The sequence below is a fragment of the Paenibacillus sp. FSL L8-0470 genome (genome assembly GCF_038008625.1).
In the GTDB taxonomy this organism is placed as follows: Bacteria; Bacillota; Bacilli; order Paenibacillales; family Paenibacillaceae; genus Paenibacillus_AQ.
The window spans coordinates 1,935,525-1,954,489 of sequence record NZ_JBBOZM010000001.1; the positions used below are offsets into that span (position 1 = coordinate 1,935,525).

Consider the following 18,965-nt stretch of genomic DNA (forward strand, 5'->3'; position numbering starts at 1 on the left):
ATTTTTTGTTTCTTTTTACTGCAACAAGCAGACTACTGCTAATACTTTAAAACTTTTAGGCCGCATTTACCTGCCAAAAAGAAATTATTTTGTGCCAACTATTGCTCTTAGTTCTTGCGCAGAAGAGCAGATCCATATTATGTTCTTAGTATTGCAGAAATTTCACTGCTTGGTATTCCGTGACGATAGGGAGGAAGACATGAATATTAAATATCAGCATCGTGACCAGGCGTTTCATTCCTTTATTTCAACCAATAACACCTATCCTCTTCATCTGCATAAAAATGTAGAGATCACGATGGTTTTGTCCGGCAAAATCAATATCAGCATCAATGGCCAAGATTATGTTTTGTCTGAGGGGGACATGGCGATCATTTTTTCCAATCAACCTCACAGCTACAAAACGATAGAGAAGAACCAGATCCTGCTGATCTTTTTCGATGCCACATTTCCGGGGGATTTCACGGGGGAGTTGTTTAATCATGTCCCGGATAACCCTGTAATCCCCAAGCATCAGATGCTTCCGGGCCTGCTGACAACCTTGTATACACTATATAAAGAACAATGTGACAATCGTTTGCTCAAGGCTTACACCTCTGTAGTACTTGGGCACGCTTTGCCATTATTGGTAATGAAAAAAGTAGACTACAAGAAAGAAATGGACCTCATTCCCAAAATTCTCGCTTATATCGACATTCACTTTTTAGAGCATATAGATCTGGATACGCTTTCAAAAGAGCTTGGCATCAGCAAGTTTATTATTTCCCGCATCTTTTCTGAACAGTTCCACATTTCTTTTCGGGATTATATCAATGGGCAGCGGGCAGCCTTTGCCCACATGTTGCTGTTATCGACTACCCATCCGGTCACTGATATCGCGTTTGATTCCGGATTCAACAGTTTGCGCTCATTCTATCGTGTTTTTAAAAAGGAATATGGAATAACCCCTAATGAATTCCGCCGAAAAGTATCCGGGGAGTGAAAATAAGATTGTAGTCTGGGTGTGGCCGAGGATAAGGTAAGGTAGAGGTTAACGTGGTGCTGGTGTAGAAGATAAGTTATGAAACCAATCTAGGAGTTGGAGGTATGGACAGAGAAGAATACGTGTTTCATAAATGATACTTTAGTAAAGGATAAAGCAAATGACAATAAACAAAAAAAGTTCGAGAAAAATTGTGGTTAAAGCAGAAAGCTATATTTGGACGATTTCACCAGACAGCGGATATGTCATTATGATACCGGAACATGAAGCTTTTAGAGGGAGACGATTTGAAGTTTATATTGCTTCAGATATTGATAGCTTTTGGGTAAACTTCCCTAATACAGAACATTTGAACATGAAAGTTGTTAGACCTAAAGATGTTGAGTTCTTTATCGGTCAGGCACTTGAACAAGGATGGATTCCAAATGAAAAACGTGCACCAATTGTCTTTGATTTCGATGGTAAACTTCTGAAGAGAAGGATGAACTATGCCGCATTTACGCTGCCTCGCATTCACGATACATCGTGGAATGAGAGGCAGTAGTGCACCTGAATCCGCCGCTTTTATGCTACACGGTGAAATGAGAGGTAGAAGTGCATTTGAATCCGCCACATTCACGCTATATGGCGGAATGAGAGGCAGAAGTGCACCTGAATCCGCCGGATGCGGATTACATACAGAAATGATCGAATGAGGTAAACAAAAGAGCAGTCCCACATACGTAGTGGGGACTGCTCCTTTTGTCGGAACTATAATTAGGCTGATGCCTTAAAGCTTAATTAGATCTTCAACACGCCGCCCTTGCTGGCGTTGGTAACAAGCTTGGAGTAGCGGGCCAGATAGCCTGTTTTGACTTTCGGCTCGAACTCTTTCCAGCCGCTGCGGCGGACTGCAAGGACTTCTTCCTCAACCAGCAGTTCGATCTTGCGGTTGTTGAGGTCCAGCTCGATGATGTCGCCATCTTCGACAAAAGCGATCGGACCGCCTTCAGCCGCCTCCGGAGAGATATGGCCGATGCTGATGCCGCGGGACGCGCCCGAGAAGCGGCCATCGGTGATCAGGCCGACCTTGGCGCCAAGACCCATGCCGACGATCTGCGAAGTCGGTGCAAGCATTTCAGGCATGCCGGGACCGCCCTTCGGTCCTTCATAACGGATAACCACGACATGGCCTTCCTTCACTTTGCCGTTCGCGATGCCTTCCAGCGCTTCTTCCTGAGAATCGAAGCAGATTGCCGGGCCTTTATGGTAGCCGCCTACAGAGGCGTCAACAGCACCGACCTTGATGATGGAACCTTCCGGTGCAAGGTTGCCGTAAAGCACGGACAGACCGCCAACTTCGGAGTAGGGGTTGTCCAGCGTATGAATAACCGTGGTATCTTGAATCTCATGTCCACGGACATTTTCAGCCAGCGTTTTGCCGGTAACGGTCATACAGTCACCGAAGATGGCGCCCGGTTTCTTCAGCAGCTCGTTCAGCACGGCGCTTACGCCGCCTGCCCGGTCTACATCCTCGATGAAGATATCGGAGGCCGGAGCCAGTTTGGCCAGATAAGGCACGCGGTTCGCTACTTCATTGATGCGTTCCAATGGATAGTCGATGCCTGCTTCCTGAGCCAGTGCCAGCGTATGCAGTACGGTGTTGGTGGAGCCGCCCATCGCCATGTCCAAAGCAAAAGCGTTGTCCAGAGATTCCTGGGTTACGATGTCGCGCGGTTTGAGATCCAGCTTGATCAGCTCCATGAGCTGGGTCGCCGATTTGCGGACAAAATCTCTGCGTTCTTCCGCTACAGCCAGGATTGTACCGTTGCCCGGCAGCGCCAGTCCCATCGCTTCCGCAAGGCAGTTCATCGAGTTGGCGGTGAACATGCCTGAACAGGAGCCGCAGGTCGGACAGCCGTATTGTTCAAGCTCCAGCAGCTCAGCATCATTGATCTTGCCGACCTGATGGGCGCCTACGCCTTCAAATACAGAGGTAAGGGATAACTTCTTGCCTTTGCTGTCTACGCCGGCCTTCATCGGGCCGCCGCTGACGAAGATAGTCGGGATGTTAACGCGCAGTGCGCCCATCATCATGCCCGGGGTGATTTTATCACAGTTAGGAATGCAGACCATGCCGTCGAACCAGTGGGCGGACACAACGGTTTCCAGCGAGTCGGCGATAATCTCGCGGCTTGGCAGCGAATAGCGCATACCGATATGGCCCATCGCAATTCCGTCATCTACACCGATCGTATTGAATTCGAAGGGAACGCCGCCAGCTTCACGAATGGCTTCCTTAACAATTTTGCCGAACTCCTGAAGATGCACATGACCCGGAACGATATCAATATAGGAATTGCAGACCGCGATAAACGGCTTGCCGAAATCCTCCTCTTTTACTCCGGCTGCCCGCAGGAGACTGCGGTGTGGAGCCCGGTCAAAGCCTTTTTTAATCATGTCTGAACGCATTTTCTTGGCTGCCATAATGAAATTTTCCCCCCTGAAAAGTTTGTTAGCTTCAGCTTCCGTGAATGTATCCAATCTCACTACGGAAGTTTTCGCCTGATGTCGTATAGTGTCGCATTAACGCATCACAATCCCAAAAGCTGCGTGTCTGCGGTTTATAGATAGAACGGGGTCCAGCTTCTTAAAAGAGAAGGAGGGCGAAGCCGTTTCTATAAAAAAATAAGACCGATTAAGCTTAAACGGTAAGCTGCCATGAATAGCAGCCAGCCATTGTTATTAGTGAGTCTATCACAAAAGGCCTCTTTTTTCTACCGGACAATGTGAAGTTTGTCAGATGACGCAATGGGCCGGGGGGCGCAGAAAAAGCCTATCCCCGGAGGGGGAGGTATTATTTGGAAGTGCATCCAGAGGGGATTGTAATCCGGAAGAAGCTGACGGACAAGCGGGATTGTATTTTCCTCCCACTCTAGACAACTTAAGGAGACCTCAGTAAGATGGTACTTAGCTTTTTATGGGAGGTGCTGGAAGATCCGGGATTATCCATCATATCACTGAGGAGGAAAGAAAATGTCACAGCGTACAACCTTTTTTAATCCGATTGCAGCAAGTTCAGCTGACCCGTGGGTATTCAAACATACCGATGGCTGCTACTATTTCATGTCTACCCGCTCCAAAGGTCTGGAACTCGCCAAATCCAGTACTTTGACCGGTCTTACGGAAGGCCGTAAGAAATTAATCTGGTCTCCCGAACCGGGAGGCAGCTACAGCTACAACCTGTGGGCGCCGGAGATTCATCACTTGGATAACAAATGGTATATCTACTACACTGCCAATGACGGCGGAGGCGATGAGTCGCGCCGGATCTGTGTGCTGGAGAACGAACAGCCTGATCCGCTGGAAGGGGAGTGGGTGTGGAAAGGCGCGCTGCAGACACCTGTTCCTGGCTTGGATGGTACGGTGATGAGACTGCGGAATGAGCTGTATTTCCTGTATGCGGGATATGGTCATTTCCCTGAGTACGGATCAGCTGTTTACATTATGCGGATGAGCGATCCCTGGACGGTCGCAGGAGAACATCGTCTGCTCACCGCTCCAACCTTGTCTTGGGAGAAACAAGGCGGTATGGCCATTAACGAAGGCCCGGTGATCCTGCAGCGCAACGGCCGCATTTTTCTGGTATATTCGGCGAGCACAACGTGGTCTGAGGATTATGCACTGGGTATGCTCACAATGAGCGAAGCTTCTAATCCTATGGAACCGCTATCATGGGAGAAATCCATGCTGCCTGTATTTTGCAAAAGTGTGGAGAACGGGATTTATGCTACCGGACATAACAGCTTTACCCGATCACCCGATGGCCGGGAGGATTGGATCGTCTATCATGCGCTTCCTGCCGCTGGAGCGGATGTATCTTTGCGAGCCACCCGAATCCAGAAATTCGGGTGGAAGCCGGATGGAACACCGGATTTCGGGGTTCCCTATAGCGATACTCATGCCTTGACCGTCCCGTCGGGTGAGTAAAGCCTAGGATTAAACAAATATAAAATCAAGATAGAAAAGGCCATTTGTTACAAAAATACTGTAACAAATGGCCTTTTCATGCGAATTGAAGTGCAGAAAACATTTTGCTGTGACTAACCGACTAAACAGCCACTTATCGAGCTTTATCAGGTGTTCCATAGGCTGTTTAAACCTTTTTTCATTGAATAACAGTCTGGTAGGCCTGATTATTTGTTTAATTGAGATTTATAATATTACAAAAATATTGTTTGAAAGCGTTGACATAGAAGATTAACATCCTTATAATTCGACTTAAGATACAGAAAAGCTGTATCAATCATATGATTTTTATGTCTGATCATTTTACAGGTAAAGGGGCAATTGGCATGATGCAAAGGAGCGTGGTTTCAAACGTTGGGTTCGCCTAAGATATTGCGGAACTTATTTTATAGTGGGAGGTTAAGTATGAAGAACAATACAAAGCGTCTGTTAAGTCTTTTATTTGTATTAGTACTGATCATTTCGACTGTAACAGCATGCAGTGGCAATAAGGCAGAAGATGGGGCCGGAAGTAGCAGTAACTCCAACAAAGAGAACACATCCAATGCACAAGACCCGGTTGCTTTTAAAGATATCAGCGGAGACATACGCGGCAATAAAGCGCCCACACAGGAGCAAACCGACGAAGTGAATCATTCCTTGAATGATACATACCTCGGCGACGTTTATGATGAAGTGATTCCAAGCGATTATTCAGCTTATCCTGTTAAAGGAGACGTTGTTCTGGATGTCTGGATGCCTGCAAATTCCAATATCCCGGATATGAACAATCATGTGGTCCAAAAACAGGTGGAGCAATTAACAGGAATCAAGGTGAATTTCATCACGCCGCCAATCGGCCAGGAAGCCGACGCCTTTACTTTGATGATTTCTTCAGGTGATCTTCCAGACATTATCATTGAGCCGGGACGTTATCCCGGAGGCCTGGAAGCAGGTGTAAATGATGGCGCTTATATCGATCTGACAGATCTGATGGAAAAAAATGCACCAAACTATACGAAGTGGCGCAATTCCGATGAATCGAGAAGAAAAACTACAGTCACTGACGACGGCAAGCTGCTGGGCTTTTACGGGATCGCCCCGTATTCCGAATGGACCTGGTTTGGAACGCTGATTAAGCAGGAGGCGCTGGACAAAACAGGGCTTGAAATTCCGAATACGATTGATGAATGGCATACCTTTTTGACCAAAGCAAAGGAAGCCGGATACAAAGCCCCGCTTAATTACGGATCCTCTTACGGTCAAATCTTTACCGGCATCATTAATGGCGCATATGGAGTATGGGATTGGACCTTCCTCGATAAGGACGGCAAAGTGGCCTGGGGACCGGCACAGCCGAAAGCCAAAGAATACCTGTCGACCATGCAGCAATGGAACAAAGAAGGACTGCTTAACCCGGATTGGGCAACGGCCGACTTTAACCAAAGAATGGCAAGCGCTATTTCGGGGGACACCGCTGTGATGATGGATTCTCCGGATACCATGTGGAGCTACTGGAAAGAACAGAGCAATATCGACTTTGTGGGAGCACTGAATCCGGTTCTGAGCAAGGGGGATAAATCCGCCACCACATACAAGAATTTTAAAAGGGCAGGGACCGAAGCTGCGATCACTACCCAAAGCGAGAATGTGGAAGCGGCAATGGCCTGGCTCGATTTCAATTACAGCAAAAAGGGCTGGGAATTGATTAACTTTGGAGAATACGGAAAGGTACATCTGATAGATGAGACGGGAATGCCTTATTATCCCGAGGACAGTTATATCTTTAAGGACCCTGAAGGTCAGCCGGTATCGACTACTTTATATAAATACCGCATGCATAGCTGGCCGAATATCCGTGATGAGCATCATGCCAACCCGCTGATCGCCACCAAAGGAAGCTACTCCGGCGATATCCGGAAATTCTGGACTGAAAATATGGATACCAGCATGGCAATGCCGCCGATTTCCTTTACCAAAGATGAAGCCTCACGGGAAGCCGAGCTTGGCAACCAGCTGTCGACACTCCGTGGAGAGTATTTTGCAAAAATCATAATGGGTGAAATGCCGGTTGATGCCTATGATAAATTTTTGAAGGAAGCTCAGAGTATGGGACTGGACGAATTTTTAAGTATCCATCAGGCAGCCTTGGATCGATATAACAAACGATAGGTGGTTGTTTCATGATCCAGAAGGATTTGAAGAAGAACTGGTTTGTCTATCTGTTGGCTGTTCCTGTAGTTGCGTGGTTTCTGATCTTCTGCTACGGGCCCATGTGGGGAGTTCTGATCGCCTTCAAGGACTTCAAGCCCTTGCTGGGGTTTAGCGAGAGCGACTGGGTAGGGTTTAAGCATTTTATTGATTTTTTCCAAGGGCCGTATTTTTGGAGAGTCGTTAAGAATACCCTGCTTTTGAATGTTTGGGGGATCGCATTCGGATTTACCGCGCCGATTATTCTAGCTTTAATGCTGAATGAAATCCGCGGGGCCAAGTTTAAGAAAACCGTTCAAACCATTACCTATATGCCTCACTTTATTTCGCTGGTGGTTGTGTGCGGGATCATTCATATTTTTGCCGCAGATGAGGGGATCATTACACAAATCCTTCAATTTGTAACAGGAAAAGAGTACTCCTCACTGCTTGGCTATTCTTCTTTCTTCCGGCCGATTTATACGTTTTCCGGCATTTGGCAGAGCATCGGCTGGGACAGCATCATTTATCTCGCCGCGATGAGCTCCATTGATACTTCGTTATATGAGGCAGCTGAAATTGATGGCGTAGGACGGATAAAGAAAATGTGGCATATTACGCTGCCTCAGATCAGTCCGGTCATTATCATTCTTTTTATTTTTGCAATCGGCGGGTTAATGTCATCCGGTTACGAAAAAATTATCCTGCTGTACAATCCTCTGATCTACGATACTGCTGATGTCATTGCATCCTATGTTTACCGCCGCGGCTTAAGAGAAGCCAGTCTCAGTTATTCTACGGCCGTGGGATTAATCAGTTCGATCGTTAACTTCGGGCTGCTGTGGATGACCAATAGAATAGCCAAACGCAGATCCGAGGTCAGCTTATGGTAAGAAAGAGGGACAGCCATGAAAGATAACCTGCAGCCTAAAAAGAAAAAAATCAGGAAGCATAGATCCACAGGGGACAGAATATTCGATTTCGTCCTGTATGCCTTATTAACCGCATTAACGCTGGTGTGCTTTTATCCTATCCTGCATATCTTGTTTGCTTCCGTCAGCGACCCGGGCTCCTTAGTGGCTCATAAAGGAATTTTGCTGAGACCGCTGGGATTCACTTTGGACGGCTATAAGCTGGCGTTTAAAGACAACAGTCTGATCAACGGGTACAAAAACACGATTATCTATGTAGGGTTAGGCACGTTAGTCAATATGATCATGACCATACTGGGTGCCTATGTGTTATCCAGGAGAGATTTATACTTCAAAAACTTTATCATGATCCTGATTACGATCACCATGTTTTTTGGCGGAGGGCTGATTCCCTGGTTCTTATTAATGAAGGATATCGGCTTATACAATAATTTGTGGGCCATGATTTTGCCAAGCGCTTTAAGCACATGGAACATCATTATCTTACGGACCAGCTTTCAGGCCATTCCGCAGGAATTGGAAGAAGCGGCTACGATTGACGGGGCAAGCCAGGCCCATATTCTAACGAAAGTCATTCTGCCCTTGTCCAAAGCCACGCTGGCCGTAATCTTTTTATACTACCTTGTCGGGAATTGGAACTCCTGGTTTAATGCGATGGTGCTGCTGAAAGACAGAGAGCTGTTCCCGCTGCAGTTATTAATGAAGGAAATATTAGTAGCCAATGACGCAACCGCAACCTCGATCGGCAGCGCAGGTGGAGTAGTCATCGACAGTGCGCAGAGCCAAACGGCTTTCCGCGAACTCGTTAAATATTGTGCGATTGTCGTTTCTACGCTTCCTATATTAATGGTATATCCTTTCCTGCAAAAATACTTTGTTAAAGGGGTTTACGTAGGTTCGATCAAAGGATGAGGCAATAGACTATATAAAATGAAATGGAAATTAATAAACAGGAGTGAAGTACACCATGTTGACAGAGGCAAGCAATACACAAGTTCCGCGTCCGGAGTATCCAAGGCCCGAGTTTCTCCGCAAAGAGTGGCTGAGCTTGAACGGAGAATGGGATTTTGGTTTTGATGATGAACGGGTTGGTGAGGATGAACGATGGTACCTGGCCGATGCTCCCGCTTTATTTACAGAAACCATCCAAGTGCCCTTTGCGTTTCAGAGCAAGCTGAGCGGCATTGAAGATCCCTCTTTTCATGATGTGGTGTGGTATAGAAGAAGCTTTGAGGTCCCGGAGGCTTGGGAAGGCAAGCGGCTTGTCCTTCATTTCGGTGCAGTGGATTATTTGGCAAAGGTCTGGGTAAACGGGCAACTGGTGGCGTCACATGCAGGCGGTCATACGCCGTTTCAGGCAGATATCACACCGTCGCTGATTAAAGGAAGCAACACCATTGTGCTGCGGGCGGAAGACTTCAGCCGGGATGTAACCTTGCCGCGGGGCAAGCAATACTGGCTGGAACAGTCCGCTGCCATCTTCTATACCCGCACGACCGGAATCTGGCAGAGTGTCTGGATCGAGCCGTTGGCAGCGGTACATCTGAGCAAAACTAGGCTGACGCCTGACATTGACCGCAATGAAATCCGCATCCGGACGTTCCTCCAGGGGTTTAAGGCTGCAGATGAGCTTAAACTTCGCATAACGGTATCGTATAGCGGTGAAGTGGTTGCGGAAGATCAATACGCGATCAGGAATGCCGAGCAGCAACGGACCCTCGGACTGGGTGATTTTACGGATCATGGTCTTGGACGCCTATGGAGCCCCGAGCATCCGAATTTGTATGACATTCAATTCGAGCTGCTTCGGAATGGCGAGGTAGTCGATGAGGCTGTGAGTTATTTCGGCATGCGCAAGGTATCTATTGAGGACGGCAGGCTGTGCCTGAATAACCGCCCGTATTTCCAGAGACTGGTGCTGGACCAGGGATACTTCCCGGAGGGAATTCTAACCGCGCCTACGGACGAAGCCTTGAAGCGTGATGTAGAACTGGCGAAGGAAATGGGATTTAACGGAGTAAGAAAACACCAGAAGACAGAAGATCCCCGTTTCCTGTACTGGTGCGACAAGCTTGGCCTGCTCGTCTGGAGTGAAGCAGCCAATGCCTATGAATATTCTGAAGAGTATGTCCGGCGGTACACCAGCGAATGGCAGGAGATCATTGAGCGGGACTATAATCATCCAAGCATCGTGGCCTGGGTTCCGCTGAATGAGAGCTGGGGAGTTCCCAATGTCCAGATTGATACACGCCAGCAGCAGCATGGACTGGCAATGTATCATTTAACAAAATCTTTGGATGAGATGAGACCCGTTATCTATAACGATGGCTGGGAGCATATGACTACGGATCTGGTAACCATTCACGACTATGAGAGTCGCCAGGAAGTGCTGGAAGAAAGATATGCCACGGCAGAATCCGCCGTGAATGCGATGCCGGCGAACCGCAAGATATTTGTCGGCGGAGCTTCCTATCAAGGCCAGCCGATTCTTGTATCGGAGTTTGGCGGGATTGCCTTCAAGAAAAGCGACTGGGAGGGCTGGGGTTATTCGGGAGCAGAGAATGAGGAGGACTTCCTGATTAAGCTTAAGGCAGTGCTGGACCCGATGTTCACTTCACCGGTGATTCAAGGCTACTGCTATACCCAGCTGACAGATGTCGAACAGGAAATCAATGGGTTGCTCACTTATGACAGAACACCCAAAGCGCCGCTTGAAGCCATTCGCAATATTATGATGTTTATCCATAATAAATAATATTTCACAAAAGGAGCTACACAATGGCACATCTACCAACGATTCCTCGTCCTGAATATCCCCGTCCCGGCTTTGTCCGGCCCGAGTGGATCAATCTCAACGGTCAATGGCAATTTGAAATTGATCATGGCAAAAGCGGAAAAGAACGCGGTTACCATGACAAAGAACATGATCTCTCGGGAATGATAACGGTTCCCTTCTGTCCGGAAAGCAAGCTGTCCGGCGTAGAATATACAGATTTTATGGCAGCCGTATGGTATAAACGGGAGTTTGCCTTGCCGGTGAACTGGACCAATGGCAGAACACTGCTGCATTTTGGTGCAGTTGATTACATGGCGGAGGTATGGGTTAACGGAGTCTCCGTAGGCACGCACCGCGGCGGGTACACTCCGTTCAGCTTTGATATTACCTCCAATCTGTTGCCAGGCGGAAATGTCATTTCCGTCTATGCTGAAGACGATGTCCGTTCCGGGCACCAGCCGCGGGGCAAACAGAGTGAAAGGTTCCACTCGCATGGCTGCGACTACACACGTACCACGGGGATCTGGCAGACAGTTTGGCTTGAGCAGGTTCCCGACGCTTATTTGTCGGACATGAAGGTTGTCCCCGATCCCGATAATGCTAGCGTGCATCTCGAAGTCAAGGTGCACGGAGATGTATCGGGAGGCACACTTACCGCTTCTGCTCTGTATGACGGCAGATCCGTCGGGGAGACCATTGTCCTTGTCTCCGGACACTCCGTAAAACTCACCCTTCCGCTCTCGGAGGTTCACTTGTGGGAGGTTGGCAATGCCAGACTGTATGACTTGAAGCTGTCTCTGCATACACAGGGCCGGGAAAGTGATACGGTCGATTCTTATTTTGGCCTCAGAACCGTATTGCTGGATGGAATGAAATTCCTGATCAACGGAAAATCGGTGTTTCAGCGTCTTGTGCTGGATCAGGGGTTTTATCCGGAGGGGATCTATACCGCTCCAAGCGATGAGGCTCTGCGCAAAGACATCGAAATCTCCATGGGACTGGGTTTCAATGGTGCGAGACTTCATGAGAAGATTTTCGAGCCGCGTTTTCTGTATTGGGCTGACCAATTAGGGTATCTGGTATGGGGAGAGCATGCGAATTGGGGGCTGAATATCACTGGAGCGGAGAGCTTGGCCCAATTTCTTCCGGAATGGCTTGAGGGCATGCAGCGGGATTACAATCATCCTGCGCTGATCGGCTGGTGTCCTTTTAACGAGACCTGGGACAGAGACGGCACCAAGCAAAATAACGATGTGCTGCGGATTGTATACGAGGTTACGAAACGAATGGACCCGACGCGCCCTGTAATTGATACAAGCGGCAATTTCCATGTGGTGACCGATATTTTTGATCTGCATGATTATGATCAGAACCCGCAGACCTTCCGGGAAAGATATGAACCGATGAAGGATGGCGGAGAAGTGTTCAATACCTTCCCGGACCGGCAAACGTATGAAGGCCAGCCTTATTTCATCAGCGAGTACGGCGGAATTTGGTGGAATCCGCAGCAGAAAGACGAGAAGTCCTGGGGTTATGGGGACCGGCCGGTAACTGAAGAAGCGTTTATTGAACGCTACGAGGGACTGACCCAGGTTCTGCTGGATCATCCGATGATGTTCGGCTTCTGCTATACCCAGCTGTATGACGTGGAGCAGGAAGTGAATGGCCTGTATACCTATGACCGGCAGCCGAAATTTGATCCCGAAGTGATTCGCCGCATCAATTCGCGCAAGGCAGCCATCGAAGAGTAGAGCCTTCTAACATCATCCGAAAGGAACGTGAAGGGTTATGAAGGGAAATGTCCGCAATAAGTGGCTGCTGGCTATAGGCGTACTCCTTATTCTTCCAATGGGTCAGGAGACATACGCCGTCCCCGGCCATAACAACTTCTACAACGTAGTCATGCAGGATGGAGCGGACCCGTGGGTTTATAAGCATACAGACGGGTTCTACTATTTCACCAAAACCACCGGCGGCAATGTTACCCTCTGGAAGTCCGCCCAGCTGACTACGATAGATGCTGCTCCCACTAAGGTTGTGAATACAGGCGGCAGCGGCATATGGGCACCTGAGCTGCATTATATTAACGGGGCTTGGTACATCTACTACGCGATGGATGACGGAGACAATGTGAACCACCGGATGTATGTCATGGAGAATACCTCCGCCGATCCGACAACGGGAACCTGGCAGTTTAAGGGCCAGATCACAGATGCGGCCGACAAATGGGCTATAGACGGCACTGTGCTGCAAGTGAATGGCGGGCTGTATTTTATCTGGTCGGGCTGGGAGGGCGATGTCAATGTGCGGCAAAATCTCTACATTGCCCATATGAGCAATCCATGGACGATTGATTCCGGGCGCGTAGAGATTTCAAGACCCACCTATAGCTGGGAAACCAACCATTCCCCGCATGTAAATGAAGGGCCGCAGGTGATAGTGCGCGGGGGTGTCATCAGTCTGGTCTATTCGGCAAGCGGAAGCTGGACCGATGACTACTGTCTGGGACTGATCACAGCAGACACATCCGGTGATCTGATGAATCCCGCATCATGGGTTAAACGCAGCCAGCCTATATTCAGTTCAGCAAACGGACTTTACGGGCCGGGGCATCATTCGTTTACTACATCTGTAGACGGCACGGAGGACTGGATCGTCTACCATGCCGCCAAATACAGGGGAGCCGGATGGAACCGCGAGGTTCGCACGCAGCCCTTCAGCTGGAATGCCGACCAGACGCCTAATCTCGGTGCTCCCGCAGATCCTGACCGCCCGATTGCTTTGCCGTCCGGCGAAGCCCCTCATTTCCGTTATGAAGGGGAAGAGGGGATATTTGGTGGAGAGGCTTATGCCTCAGCCAGCCCCAAGGGCTCGGGAGGTCTTAAAGCGGGTCATCTGGATACAGCGGCGAGCTACGTGGAATTTTCAGTTCAGGCGGCATCTGCAGGCGAATATATTCTTTTGGCCCGGACGGCGAACGGAACGGCTGGCGGGAATTGGTCCAATCTTCAGCTTAGTGTCAATTCAGGACCTTTCAGCCCGTTTTACATCACCAATAAAGGCTGGGAGAACTGGGGGCTGTCCACAGCCCGGGTACAACTGAAGGCAGGACAGAACAAGATCCGGTTTGCGAAAGGCGAAGGATACGGAGAGATTGATTTCATTGATATCAAACCTGTGAATTAGGGGATAGGTCATTTCAATTGTTTTTCAGTTCATTAAGAAGTAAGATAAATATAATGATTAGGAAATAAGGAGAGCTGAATTGTGCTGGAACTTAGCTTAAACGACCCGGACAAACTGGTCACGGTGACCCATGCCTTATCAACCCGTTCGAGGGTTGATATACTTCGGCTCTTAAACTCTAAAAACTTAAATATTATCGAAATAGCCGAGAAGCTGAAGCTTCCGGTTTCGACGGTAGCGAGCAATATCAAAGTATTGGAAGCGGCAGAGCTAATTCATACCGAACTAGTTCCCGCCTCCCGCGGGGCGATGAAAGTCTGCAGCAGGAATTACGATGATCTCCACATTGCCTTAAATCTGAAAGAGCCGATGTCCACGGGAGTAACCCATGTTTATGAAGTAGAGATGCCGATCGGCCATTACAGCGATTGTGAGGTTTCTCCTACATGCGGGATGGCTAATAGTGAGGGCCTTATTATTAAGGATGATGAACCGTCGAGCTTTTATCACCCCAAACATGTCAACGCACAGCTGATCTGGCTCCGCAAAGGATTCCTGGAATATTTGCTGCCTATGGATATCCCCTCTGGAGCGCGGATTGAATCGCTTGAGCTGTCTATGGAGATGTGTTCCGAAGCTCCAAATTATGATCAGAACTGGCCTTCAAACATATCCGTATGGGTGAATGGTTCGGAGATCGGCATGTGGACCAGTCCCGGTGATTTCGGTGACCGGCGGGGCAAACTGAATCCGAATTGGTGGTGGGATGGATCCACACAATACGGGTTTCTCAAGACCTGGCGTGTTGATCATGACAAGACGACGCTCGATATGGAGAAGGTGTCAGGTGTTACCTTAAATGATCTTCTGATTCACCGGAGTCCCAAATTGCGGCTGCGTATTGGAATCAACCCCGATGCTGTTCATCAGGGCGGGCTGAACCTGTTTGGCCGTCAATTCGGAGATTACGAGCAGCATATTATAATGCGGGTGAAATATACAATGGAGCAGGATGTAGCAAACCTGTAGCCTAACTACTCTCCACCATTAAGGGGGTGTCTCAAAAGCCGAATGAACTGGCTTTTAAGACACCCCCCTTTTATTGCTGCGAAAGATCATAGGTAAGAGCTTGAGTGGACGTTCCGCGAATGTTCACTATTCAATAAGGAAAATAACAGCTGTGCGCATCGTTAGAAGACGGAGCTTGCTGCCTCTATAGCGCGCTAGAGTCAGGGTGTGCGGCGCAGGGCGGTCCGCTGCAGGGTGATCATCCAGTCGACAGAAGGCTCGACAATCGGGTGGAGCAGACGTTTTACCCCCGGCTGGGCCAGCAGCACCGTAAAGAGGATTGCGCAGAGTAACAGAAGAGCTGTCCCGGCGGCATTGCCGATATAGGCATACACTCCGGAAATGGCGGCCAAACGCACGATAAAGCCATGCAGCAGAAAGACATAGAGTGTGCGGCGGCCCCAGTCAGTCATGCGGCTAACCTGGTAAGGCACCCAGCCCAGAAAAGCCAGGGAAGCGGTGAATTGCAGAGCGTAGACTGCCAGCCGGTATAGACCCGCATACCATTCGCCTGCCCCAAGCTGCATATAAGTCATGCTTCCGTACAGCCAGCCCATTGGAAACCCGGAGCCCAGTACTCCCAGGAGGGCGAAAATCAGGACAGAGAATGCGGCTGCGGCAATTTTGACATACTTCTGAACCCATTTGGCAAAGGTACTGAATGAAAAATGATAGCCGATTACGAAGAAGGGTAAATATACGAAGGTGCGGCTGATGCTGAACCAGACCCCGTCAAGCTGCAAATATCCTACGGCCACTCCCGCCGCTACGGCGAAGGCGATTTGTGCCGCCCGGGACCATTTACCCATCCCCAGCATCAGGAGACGCCAGCAGGCGTGACTGGCCAGGAACCATAGGAGCAGATAAGGGGCGAAGAAGGAGTGATGGATATTGGATACATGGAAGAGGGAAACGTCCAGTGCTGAGTATAGGCTTTGAAAAATAAGATATTGCATTGCGATCTGCAGCAGCACCTTGCGGCCTGCGGACCCGGTGAGGCTCTTTCTGGCGAAATAGCCGGTTACCAGCACGAAGAGCGGCATATGAAAGCTGAAGATCCACATATAAAGACTGTGCATTCCATCCATGCGGCTAATCAAAGGTTCAATGGCGTTGCCTACAAATACGGTAACAATAAGCATGAAACGCAGGTTAAGGAAAAAAGTTTCTCCGCGCGTTTCCAGCGTGTTTTCCCTGGTCATGACCTAACCTCCAAATTATGCACTGTGGAAATTACTTTAATTTTAAAATACAAGATTTTCGAAGAATAAATTGTGAAATACATCACAATGGTAAGCGCTATCATAAGACTCAATTGTGGCGATGTGTTGAAGGTTGTTTGATTTACTTGATTCCTCTATAATTTTTGTATGCAGTACCCGGGAGTGAACACTATTGAAAAAAAGAATCACCAGACGCAGCATCCTCATAGCACTGCTTTTGTTTTTAATTGTGGCGGGGTTTCTCTTGTGGAAATACTTAACCCCTTATACTCCGGCAGAGAAGGCCGAGTCTGCGCTAGTGTCCGCCGGAGGTGTGTCTGTTGAGCAGAACGACAACTGGATCTCTTTCGAGCCCGCGGTCATTCTGGGGACGGCAGTGATTTTTTACCCCGGTGCCTTGGTGGAAGCGGAGGCTTATGCCCCGCTGGCCAAACGGATTGCCGCTGCCGGGCATCCATTCTATATAGCCCGGATGCCGCTGAATCTCGCGGTCATCAAGGGCGATGCTGCAGATGAAATCATCCGCGTGCATCCCAAGCAGTCTTTTGTGCTCGGCGGTCATTCACTGGGCGGTGTGATGGCGTCCCGTTATGCGTCAGAGCATCCGGATCAGCTGAAGGGTGTTTTTTTTCTCGCCTCCTATCCAGATGAGAAAGGCAGTCTGAAGGACACTACCTTGTCCGTGTTATCCCTGCTCGGTACGGAGGATGAGGTTGTTGACAGGGACAAATACAACGAGGGACGTTCCTATCTGCCGGGCAATACGGTATATTTCTCAATTCTGGGCGGAAATCATGCCCAGTTTGGAAGTTATGGGCCGCAAAAAGGTGACGGTACAGCAACGATTACCGAGGATGATCAGCAGGCCCGCACAGCACGAACGATGCTGGACTGGATGGGAAATTTGCGGTAGCGGGCTAGTCATCATGGCTATAGATAGATGAGAGGAGACGTATGATGCCACTGTTGCATGTAAAGGATCTCTCTGTGCCTTGCCAAGGCATATTGTTTGATAAGGATGGAACACTGCTTGACCTGCTCGCCACTTGGGGTAGCTGGGCGGAGGAGGTGCTGCTAGGTCTCGGCAATGAGCTTGCCCTTACCGGTACCGGATCGCATGTTGATCTGTCCAAGGTGCTTGGCACAACTCATAATGCTGAAGGGAAGGTAATAGGCTATGATCCTTCCGGACCTCTCTCTATGGCAACTACGGAAGAGAGTTATGGCATTCTCGCGTGGCAGCTGTACACTGCCGGAGTTCCCTGGAATGAGGCGCTGGTCCGTGTGAAGGCCATTGCCAAGGATGCGATGAATGGAATACGCAGACGCCGCACAATCGAGCCATTGCCGGACCTGCTGCCGTTCTTGCAGCAATGTGCCGATGCTTCCTTACAGCTGGGTGTGGTTACATCTGATGGTGACAAGACCATAGGTGAGCAGCTGGACTTACTTGGAATAACCGGTTACTTCCATACTATTGTCACGAGGGACCGGGTTTCGAATGGCAAGCCGGATCCAGAGATGGCCGAAACCGCTTGCCGGGAACTAGGCTTGCTGCCGGAGCAGACTGTAATTATCGGTGACAGCAATGCGGATATGCAGCTCGGAAAAGGTGCCGGCTTGCGTCTATCGGTCGGCATCTCTCCTGCCGGAGCGGCTGGACATCTGCAGGATGCCGACATCGTCGTTTCCGGCTTTCATGAGCTCCGCATTACCTGTTAACAAATAACTCGTAGAAAGGGTGCGTGTGCAGACTATGGATCCATTGCAAACTTTGGCTTCCTGGATCAAGGACAGCGGAAACATCGTTTTTTTCGGAGGAGCCGGAACATCCACGGAGAGCGGTATTCCGGACTTCCGCTCAGCGGCGGGTTTATACCAGACTGAGCATAACTCGCCTTATCCGCCCGAGGTGATGCTGAGCCGCAGTTTTTTTATGTCCTCGCCGGACATTTTTTTTGATTTCTACCGCAGCAAAATGATTCACCCGGAGGCAGAGCCAAACGGTGCCCATTTATTGCTGGCAGAGCTGGAGCGGCAAGGCAAACTGAAAGCAGTCATTACGCAAAATATTGACGGGCTGCACCAGCTGGCCGGCAGCCGTGTAGTGCTGGAGCTGCATGGCTCTATCCACCGCAATCATTGCATGGGCTGCAACCGTTATTACGGTCTGGAGCAGGTGATTCAGTCTGTTGAACGGGCGCCCCTCTGCCCGGAATGCGGCGGCATCATCAAGCCGGATGTTGTGCTCTATGAGGAACAGCTGGATCATGATGTGCTGGTTGGGGCGGTCGCAGCAATTGCGGCTGCGGATTTGCTTATTATCGGCGGCACTTCGCTGACCGTTCAGCCTGCAGCCAGCCTCGTCACCTACTTCCGGGGGCGGCATACTGTGCTGCTGAACCGTGACCCGACACCGTATGACCATAGGGCGGATCTGATTATTACCGACCGGATCGGGAAAGTGATGGGAGCCGTTCAGGAACAGCTCTGAGAACTTATAGATCTCACATCCTGTGTGTATCACTGCGGGTGATTTCAGATTACAAGATTACAATGGCCGCCAGTGGTTTAAAATAGGGTGATGTGACAACTGAGGATACGAGAGGCAGGGATAAGCA

General features: G+C 49.3%; 15 protein-coding genes. 13 read left to right on the plus strand and 2 right to left on the minus strand.

What is annotated here, in order from left to right:
• Positions 1–91 precede the first annotated feature (91 nt).
• Together NST99_RS08880 and NST99_RS08885 are read left to right on the plus strand one after the other, a co-directional pair.
• The gene (locus NST99_RS08880) at positions 92–982 is read left to right on the plus strand and encodes an AraC family transcriptional regulator (RefSeq protein WP_341091143.1); all 891 of its coding nucleotides are present in this window, start codon (positions 92–94) and stop codon (positions 980–982) included.
• Between the two features lie 160 nt (positions 983–1,142).
• Positions 1,143–1,526, plus strand: a complete 384-nt coding sequence (locus NST99_RS08885) for a hypothetical protein (RefSeq protein WP_341091144.1) — start codon at positions 1,143–1,145, stop codon at positions 1,524–1,526.
• 236 nt (positions 1,527–1,762) lie between these two features.
• Here NST99_RS08885 and ilvD read toward each other — a convergent pair whose 3' ends face one another.
• Entirely contained in the window at positions 1,763–3,448 is a 1,686-nt protein-coding gene (gene ilvD, locus NST99_RS08890) for a dihydroxy-acid dehydratase (RefSeq protein WP_341091145.1), read from the minus strand.
• Between the two features lie 549 nt (positions 3,449–3,997).
• On the opposite strand from ilvD, the gene NST99_RS08895 reads away from it, so the two are divergent.
• The 8 genes from NST99_RS08895 to NST99_RS08930 all read left to right on the plus strand — a co-directional run bounded on the left by NST99_RS08895 (position 3,998) and on the right by NST99_RS08930 (position 15,082).
• Positions 3,998–4,951: a glycoside hydrolase family 43 protein gene (locus NST99_RS08895; RefSeq protein ID WP_341091146.1), complete on the plus strand. Its 954-nt coding sequence runs from the start codon at positions 3,998–4,000 to the stop codon at positions 4,949–4,951.
• A 444-nt stretch (positions 4,952–5,395) separates the two neighbouring features.
• A complete protein-coding gene (locus NST99_RS08900) occupies positions 5,396–7,141 on the plus strand; it encodes an extracellular solute-binding protein (RefSeq protein ID WP_341091147.1) in 1,746 nt (581 codons plus the stop codon).
• Between the two features lie 11 nt (positions 7,142–7,152).
• Complete coding sequence (locus NST99_RS08905; protein WP_038588178.1) at positions 7,153–8,052, plus strand: ABC transporter permease; 900 nt, start codon at positions 7,153–7,155, stop codon at positions 8,050–8,052.
• A gap of 15 nt (positions 8,053–8,067) precedes the next feature.
• A complete protein-coding gene (locus NST99_RS08910; RefSeq protein WP_341091148.1) occupies positions 8,068–9,003 on the plus strand; it encodes a carbohydrate ABC transporter permease in 936 nt (311 codons plus the stop codon).
• Between the two features lie 55 nt (positions 9,004–9,058).
• Complete coding sequence (locus tag NST99_RS08915) at positions 9,059–10,846, plus strand: glycoside hydrolase family 2 protein (RefSeq protein ID WP_341091149.1); 1,788 nt, start codon at positions 9,059–9,061, stop codon at positions 10,844–10,846.
• A 23-nt stretch (positions 10,847–10,869) separates the two neighbouring features.
• Complete coding sequence (locus NST99_RS08920; RefSeq protein WP_341091150.1) at positions 10,870–12,618, plus strand: glycoside hydrolase family 2 protein; 1,749 nt, start codon at positions 10,870–10,872, stop codon at positions 12,616–12,618.
• A 37-nt stretch (positions 12,619–12,655) separates the two neighbouring features.
• Complete coding sequence (locus NST99_RS08925; protein ID WP_341091151.1) at positions 12,656–14,053, plus strand: family 43 glycosylhydrolase; 1,398 nt, start codon at positions 12,656–12,658, stop codon at positions 14,051–14,053.
• 81 nt (positions 14,054–14,134) lie between these two features.
• Positions 14,135–15,082 carry an ArsR/SmtB family transcription factor gene (locus NST99_RS08930; protein WP_341091152.1) on the plus strand — a complete coding sequence of 316 codons (948 nt, stop codon included), beginning with the start codon at positions 14,135–14,137 and terminating at the stop codon, positions 15,080–15,082.
• A 200-nt stretch (positions 15,083–15,282) separates the two neighbouring features.
• Here the strand turns inward: NST99_RS08930 and NST99_RS08935 are convergent, their stop codons facing one another.
• Positions 15,283–16,323: an acyltransferase family protein gene (locus NST99_RS08935; protein ID WP_341091153.1), complete on the minus strand. Its 1,041-nt coding sequence runs from the start codon at positions 16,321–16,323 to the stop codon at positions 15,283–15,285.
• A 193-nt stretch (positions 16,324–16,516) separates the two neighbouring features.
• On the opposite strand from NST99_RS08935, the gene NST99_RS08940 reads away from it, so the two are divergent.
• From NST99_RS08940 to NST99_RS08950, 3 genes are read left to right on the plus strand one after another with little or no spacing between them, the layout of a single operon-like run.
• Positions 16,517–17,257 (plus strand): alpha/beta fold hydrolase, encoded by a 741-nt coding sequence (locus NST99_RS08940; RefSeq protein WP_341091154.1) that lies wholly within the window; start codon positions 16,517–16,519, stop codon positions 17,255–17,257.
• Between the two features lie 44 nt (positions 17,258–17,301).
• Positions 17,302–18,066 carry an HAD family hydrolase gene (locus NST99_RS08945; RefSeq protein WP_341091155.1) on the plus strand — a complete coding sequence of 255 codons (765 nt, stop codon included), beginning with the start codon at positions 17,302–17,304 and terminating at the stop codon, positions 18,064–18,066.
• 34 nt (positions 18,067–18,100) lie between these two features.
• Complete coding sequence (locus tag NST99_RS08950; protein WP_341091156.1) at positions 18,101–18,838, plus strand: NAD-dependent protein deacylase; 738 nt, start codon at positions 18,101–18,103, stop codon at positions 18,836–18,838.
• Positions 18,839–18,965 lie beyond the last annotated feature (127 nt).

What these genes read in the sequence shown, in the direction of transcription:
- NST99_RS08885 (WP_341091144.1), top strand. Translation starts at nt 1,143, where the DNA reads ATGACAATAAACAAAAAAAGTTCGAGAAAAATTGTGGTTAAAGCAGAA.
- ilvD (WP_341091145.1), bottom strand. Translation starts at nt 3,448, where the DNA reads ATGGCAGCCAAGAAAATGCGTTCAGACATGATTAAAAAAGGCTTTGAC.
- NST99_RS08895 (WP_341091146.1), top strand. Translation starts at nt 3,998, where the DNA reads ATGTCACAGCGTACAACCTTTTTTAATCCGATTGCAGCAAGTTCAGCT.
- NST99_RS08900 (WP_341091147.1), top strand. Translation starts at nt 5,396, where the DNA reads ATGAAGAACAATACAAAGCGTCTGTTAAGTCTTTTATTTGTATTAGTA.
- NST99_RS08905 (WP_038588178.1), top strand. Translation starts at nt 7,153, where the DNA reads ATGATCCAGAAGGATTTGAAGAAGAACTGGTTTGTCTATCTGTTGGCT.
- NST99_RS08910 (WP_341091148.1), top strand. Translation starts at nt 8,068, where the DNA reads ATGAAAGATAACCTGCAGCCTAAAAAGAAAAAAATCAGGAAGCATAGA.
- NST99_RS08915 (WP_341091149.1), top strand. Translation starts at nt 9,059, where the DNA reads ATGTTGACAGAGGCAAGCAATACACAAGTTCCGCGTCCGGAGTATCCA.
- NST99_RS08920 (WP_341091150.1), top strand. Translation starts at nt 10,870, where the DNA reads ATGGCACATCTACCAACGATTCCTCGTCCTGAATATCCCCGTCCCGGC.
- NST99_RS08925 (WP_341091151.1), top strand. Translation starts at nt 12,656, where the DNA reads ATGAAGGGAAATGTCCGCAATAAGTGGCTGCTGGCTATAGGCGTACTC.
- NST99_RS08935 (WP_341091153.1), bottom strand. Translation starts at nt 16,323, where the DNA reads ATGACCAGGGAAAACACGCTGGAAACGCGCGGAGAAACTTTTTTCCTT.
- NST99_RS08945 (WP_341091155.1), top strand. Translation starts at nt 17,302, where the DNA reads ATGCCACTGTTGCATGTAAAGGATCTCTCTGTGCCTTGCCAAGGCATA.
- NST99_RS08950 (WP_341091156.1), top strand. Translation starts at nt 18,101, where the DNA reads ATGGATCCATTGCAAACTTTGGCTTCCTGGATCAAGGACAGCGGAAAC.